The sequence below is a fragment of the Azospirillum sp. NS33 genome (genome assembly GCF_059703765.1).
In genome coordinates this window covers 1-6,321 of the sequence record NZ_BAAKJB010000068.1, presented here as the reverse complement: position 1 = coordinate 6,321, position 6,321 = coordinate 1, and the positions used below count along the sequence as shown (strand labels likewise).

Annotated in this window: 3 protein-coding genes; 1 reads left to right on the top strand and 2 read right to left on the bottom strand. The window is 71.0% G+C overall.

Features of this window, described 5'->3' with window-relative positions:
- Both AC6H2I_RS30225 and AC6H2I_RS30220 read right to left on the bottom strand, forming a co-directional pair.
- On the bottom strand, window positions 1-2,691 hold a 2,691-nt coding region (locus tag AC6H2I_RS30225), incomplete at its 3' end, for a calcium-binding protein (RefSeq protein WP_497504503.1).
- A 577-nt stretch (window positions 2,692-3,268) separates the two neighbouring features.
- Window positions 3,269-4,288, bottom strand: a complete 1,020-nt coding sequence (locus AC6H2I_RS30220) for an aspartate-semialdehyde dehydrogenase (protein ID WP_497504502.1) — start codon at window positions 4,286-4,288, stop codon at window positions 3,269-3,271.
- A 476-nt stretch (window positions 4,289-4,764) separates the two neighbouring features.
- Between AC6H2I_RS30220 and AC6H2I_RS30215 the strand changes: the two genes are divergently transcribed.
- On the top strand, window positions 4,765-6,321 hold a 1,557-nt coding region (locus AC6H2I_RS30215), incomplete at its 3' end, for a DUF4347 domain-containing protein (protein WP_497504501.1).

Below are 6,321 nucleotides of genomic sequence, written 5' to 3'. Positions count from 1 at the left end.
CGTGCCGTCGGCGAAGCGCAGCGCCTCGACCGCCGCCGCGGCGTCGCCGTAGGCGTTGGCGATCACCAGCGTGTCGCCGGTGGCGGCGATGCGGATCGTCAGGTCGACGCCACCCGGGCCGGTGCGCGTCAGCGCCACGTCGCCCGGCGCCACGTCGGCGGCGAAGGCCACGGCGTCGCCGGCGCCGCCGTCCTCCTCCACGACGTCCTGCCCATAACCGCGCCCGAACACGTAGGTGTCCGCGCCGCCGTGGCCGACCAGGGTGTCGTCGCCGGCCCGGCCATCCAGCAGATTGGCGGCATCGTCGCCCTCCAGGCGGTCGTCGCCCGCCGTGCCGATGGTCAGCCGCGCCACGCTGGCGGCGTGGTCCCACACCGTCCCGTCGGCAAAGCGCAGCTCCTCCACCCGGTGGTTCGCGGCGCCGAGGGCGTCCGACAGCACCAGCGCATCGGTGGTCCCGGCGATGCCCAGCACCAGGTCGGTGCCGGAGCGCGTCACCACCACGTCGCCGGGCGCGATGGCGGTGCCGAACCGCACGGCGTCGACGCCGCCGAACGCGTCGCCCTCCTCCCGCACGGTGTCCCGGCCGTAGCCGCGGTCGAAGACATAGGTGTCGCCGCCGCCGGCACCGAGCAGCGTGTCGTCGCCGGCCAGGCCGTCCAGCACGTTGGCACGGCCGTCGCCGACCAGGCGGTCCGCACCGGGGGTGCCGACGATCACGCCGTCGTCCCCGGGCTCGTCGGAGACCACGGGGGCGGTCAGCGCGGTGTAGGCGGCGGCGTCCAGGGACGTGCCGTCGGCGAAGCGGAGCTCCTCGACCATGGCGTCGGGATCGCCGAAGACGCCGACCAGCACCAGGGAATCGGTGGTGCCGGTGATCGCGACGACGAGGTCGTCGCCGACCCGCGCCAGCGTCACCTCGGCCACGCCGACGTCCCGGAACTGGACGCGGTCGATGCCGCCGGGGGCCCCGCCGCCGGTCTCGACGACGATGTCCCGGCCATAGCCGCGGCCGAAGACGTAGGTGTCGCCGCCACCTTGCCCGACCAGCGTGTCGTCGCCGGCCCCGCCATCCAACGTGTCCGGCGCGTCGTCGCCCTCGATCCGGTCGTCCCCTGCGGTGGGCGAACCGCCACCGCCACCGCCGCCACCGGTCGTGTCGTCGCCATCGCCATCGCCGTCGCCGTCGCGCGCCCGGGCCAGCATCGCCGTCCCGCTGAGCAGGGTGCCATCGGCAAAACGGAACGCCTCGATTCCGTACAGTCCGCTGGCGTCGACGCCACGCACCGTCAAGGTGTCGGGTGTCCCGCCCACACCGATGACGAAATCGCCGCCGCCGGTGAAGGCGAAGGTCAGGTCGCCGATCCCGATGCCCGCGCCGAAGACCACCGTATCGACGTCCAGGGAGCCCCCCGTCTCCTCGATGACGTCCTGGCCGGAGCCGATGCCGAAATGGTAGAGGTCGCCGCCCCGGCCCCCCCGCAGGGTGTCGTTTCCCGGCGCGGCGGCGAAGGTGTCGGGCCCGTCACCGCCCTCGATCACCCTGCCCCCGGCGGTGTCCGGCAGGAGACGCGCCAGCAATTCGGTCCGGCTCAGCACGGATCCGTCGGCGAACCGGAAGGCGTCGATCCGATGCGATGTGCCGTTGAGGTCGTCGTCCACCGTGAGCGTGTCGGCCGTGCCGGCGATGGCGATGACCAGGTCGGTGCCGCTGACCGACGCGGTCAGATCGGCGACGGCGATGCCGTCACCGAACACGACGACGTCGACATCGCCGGGGGCCCCGGTGTCGTAGACGGTGTCGCGGCCGGAACCGCGCCCGAAATGGTAGAGGTCGCTGCCGGCCTTGCCGACCATCAGGTCGGCGCCGGGGCCGGTCTGGAAGACGTTGGCGGTTTCGTCGCCGTAGTGCGTCCCGGCCGACGGCCGGCCGGCATGAGCCAGGGACAGCAACGCGGCATGGCTGAGCACGCGTCCGTCGGCGAAGCGGAATTCCTCGATCCGGTAGGCCGCGGACAGGAGATCGCCGCTCAGCGTCAGGGTGTCGTCCGTGCCGGCGATGCCGATCACCAGATCCTTGCCGCCTCCGCCATAGTCGAAGGTCAGGTCGCCAACGGCGACCCCGGCACCGAACACGACGGCGTCGCCCCCCCCGCTGGCGTCGTACTCGCCGACGGTGTCCTGGCCGGAGCCTCGGCCGAAATGATAGGTGTCGCGGCCGCTGCGCCCGTCCATGACGTCGTTGCCGGGGCTGGCCAGGAACGTGTTGTCGGTTTCGTCGGCGCGCAGCACGTCGTTTCCCGCCGTCCCGGCCAGGGCGCGTTCCATCAGCTCGCCGTGTGACAGGATGGTTCCGTCTTCGAAACGGAATCTCTCGATCCGCAGCGCCGGGGACATGAGGTCATCGGCGAGGGTCAGCGTGTCGGACGTCCCCGCGATGCCGAGAACGAGGTGACCGCCGCCGCCGACGAACGCGAAGGTGAGGTGATCCGGGGTGAGCCCGGCTCCGAAGGCCACGGTGTCGATGCCACCGGAACCGCCATCGGAGATCACGTCGTGTCCGTCGCCACGCCCCCAGTGATAGGTGTCGCCGCCGGCGCCGCCGATCAGCGTGTCGTTGCCGGCACCTCCGGACAGGGTGTCGTCCGCATCGGAACCGACGATGTGGTCGTCGCCCACACCACCGAACATCGCGTCGCCCTCCCTTGGCCGGCCGGCCCACGTCGCCCGTGGCCTCCGGCGATGGTGGAATGATCCGCGGCACGCCGTTCACGGACGAAGCCCCGTCCGATGCCCGCCGCGGTTGTCGTGCCTTCGGAGGCGGTTCTCCACTCCGTCCGGACGGCCGGGGCCATCGTTGGCCCGCACGAAGACATCGTCGGCGCGCGCAGGCAATACGCGCGCCGGATCGGCCGGTCTGATTTGACAGGGACCATACACGCGAAAATCTTGGAGGATATTTTCATGTTGAGAAGCAGTGACGTCAACAATAGCTGAACGACGATCAACGGCTGCCGGCACTGCGAATACAGGAACATGGTGGCGCCACCGGGCCACGCGGTCCATGCAACTGGGGCGTTGCACGGTGCACGCCGACGGGCATCGACGACAAAGAAAAGGCCCCGGCCGGAACGCTCCGGCCGGGGCCCTGGTATGGCGGGACGTGTCCCCTGGCCGTGCCGCCCCGCCACGGCGCCCGTGGCAGCGTGCCGCCGTGGCAGCGTTCGTTTCGATTACGAAACGCAGAACGGCGGGCGGACCCGGGGGCTCAGAGCGACAGTTCGGCGATCTGCACGGCGTTGAGCGCGGCGCCCTTCAGCAACTGGTCGCCGCACACGAACAGGTCGAGGCCGTGGTCCCCGAACACCAGGCTGGTGCGGATGCGCCCGACCTCGACGTCGAACCGGCCGGTGGCGTTGATCGGCATGGGGTACACACCGTCGTCCGGCGCGTCCCTCAGCGTCACGCCGGGGGCGTCGGCCAGCACGCGGCGGGCCGCATCGGGGGTGACCGGCGACAGGGTCTCCACGGTGATCGCCTCGGCGTGCGCCCGGTAGGTGGGGATGCGCACGGCGGTGCAGCTCACGGGGAGGTCCGGAAGCTCCAGGATCTTGCGGGTCTCCCAGGTGACCTTCATCTCCTCCTTGGTGTAGCCGTTGTCCTGGAAGGCGTCGATCTGCGGGATCAGGTTGAACGGGATGGGGTGGCGGAACACCGTGCCGGCGACCGGCCGGCCGTCGAGATGGTTGCGGGTCTGCTCCTCCAGCTCGGCCATGCCCTCGGCCCCGGCGCCACTGGTGGCCTGGTAGGTCGAGACGATGACGCGCTTCAGGCCGAAGGCCTTGTGCAGCGGCCCCAGCGCCACCACCGCGATGGCCGTGGTGCAGTTGGGGTTGGCGATCAGCCGGCCGCCGCCGCTGAAGACGTGGGCGTTGATCTCCGGCACGATCAGGGGGATCGCGGGGTCGTAGCGGAAGGCCGAGGAGTTGTCGATCACCAGCGGCCCGGCGGCGGCGATGGCCGGGGCGTGCGCCTTGGCGAAGTCACCGGAGACCGCCAGCAGCACGACGTCGCAATCGGCAACCTTGTCGACCGAGAATTCCTGCAGGGTGAGCGGGCCATAGGGGGTGTCGAAGACCTTGCCCGCGCTGCGGCCGGAGGCCAGCAGGCGCAGCTCGCCCACCGGAAAGCCGCGCGCGTGGAGGACCTCGATCATCTCGCGGCCGACGGCGCCTGTGGCGCCGACGATGGCGACCGTGCGGGGAGCGGGGGAACTGGCGGCAGGCATGCTGTGACTACTCCGTCCTGGTGTCGTTGGGCCGGCCCGGCCGGACCGTGGACGGGAGCCCCGATACGACAAGGGCCCCGTCCGTGTCCGGCGGGGCCCTCGTGGTGTGAAGCGCGGCTCAGACCTTAGCGCACGACACCATCCGACGGCCCGCCGCAGCGGGTCGTTTTCGTGGTGGTGGTGGCGGTCGGGGCGAGGGCGATCTTCATGGTCCGACCCTCATAGCCGAAGACATGCGCCGTGTAAAGATGTCCCGCAGGGGATGTCGGGGGGCGCCGTCGGGCCGCCCCGGTCATCAGCCGGCAGATGTCACCCGACCGCCCGCGGCCGAGGAAAGCAGCGGGTGGAGTGCCCCATCCTATTGTCAGTGTTCCTATGATTTTGGTGGCGATCCGGCGAATGATGGGGTATTCCGGCAAAGCGCACTTGCAGACATCGGAATTTAGAGTTTTAGAAAAATCGCGGGGTTGATAACGATGCAGAGCCGTGGGCCCAGGTCGGAATCCGCCCTGATCTTCCATGGAGCCGAGACGTCTTGCGAAGGCCAGGGAAGATCTCTGGCCATTATCGATGCGGGACTTCCGGCGCCGGGCCTGCTGGTGCGGGCCATGACCGGCGCGCCGGTCGTCCGCGGCCTCCGCCCGGGCGCGGACGCGCTGACGTCTCTCGCCGCCGCGGTGCGTGACGCCGGACCGGCGGTCGCCTCGGTCCACCTGTTCTGCCACGGACGGCCGGGCGTCCTGCAGCTTGGCGGGGACCGCATCACCCTCCCTTCGATGGTGCGGGGAGATCCCCGGGTGGACGCGCTCCGGCGGGCGCTGGCAGGGCGCGCCCTGGTTCTCTACGGCTGCGCCGTCGGCCGGGGAGCGGACGGGCGCCGGTTCGTCGCGGCCCTCGCCCATGCGCTCGACGCTCCGGTGCTCGCCTCGACCACGCCGACCGGCGCCGCATCGCTGGGCGGCGACTGGGCGCTCGACGTGCAGGCCCGGGCCCGGCCCGGCGCCGTTCCCGGCCTGATCGATCCGGAGCGGGCGGACGGCTGGCCCGGTCTTCTCGCGGTGCAGATCACGAACACGAGCGGCGACACCATCGCGGGATCCCTCCGGGCCGCCGCGGCGGCGAGCGACCAATTGCTGTCCTTTCACAATCTCGGGACCGGCGGCGCAATCGATCTCACCGGATCGCCCATCTTTTCGCTCGGTGCCGCCGCGTCGTTCCAGTATTCGGGAACGACAACCTCGCTCACCATCCGCGGCTCCGACATCGTGGCGGATTCCCATCTCTATTTCGACGTGGGGTCCGGCCAGACGCTGACGCTCGACACGGGCTTTACCTTCACGGCCGGTGCGAGGGTTCTCCTGGCACAGGGCGGAGGGACCGTCACCTTCAACGGAGCGGTCGACCATTCGAGCAGGATCTGGATCGTCGACGCGACCGTGGAACTCGGAACCACGACGTCGACCCCGCTGATCGACGTCAGCGGCACCTCGACCGTCCGGTTTTCCACCGACGCCGTCTACACCTCCCAACTCGAGGTGGAGAACACGGCCACGATCGACACCGGCGGCCACGCGGTCACGCTGAGCGGCACCGTGACCGACGACGGCGCGAACGCCCTGGTGAAGACGGGCACCGGCACCCTGACCCTGGCCGGCGCCAACAGCGCGTCCGGCACCATGACGATCAGCCAGGGCACGCTGTCGGTCGCGGCGGACGGCAATCTGAGCGCCGGATCCGTGACTCTCGACGGCGGCACCCTGGCGATCACCGGCGCCACGGTGATCGACAACGCGGTCACCCTCGGCGCCGCGCACGGCACCATCAGCACCGCCGCTGACGCCACCGTCAGCGGCGCCATCACCGGCACCGGCGCCCTCACCAAGACCGGCACCGCCACCCTCACCCTGAGCGGCAGCAACGGTTATTCCGGCACCACCACCGTCAGCGGCGGCACCGTCGCCGTCGCCGGCGACGGCAACCTCGGCGCCGGGGCCGTCACCCTCGACGGCGGCACCCTGGCGATCACCGGCGCC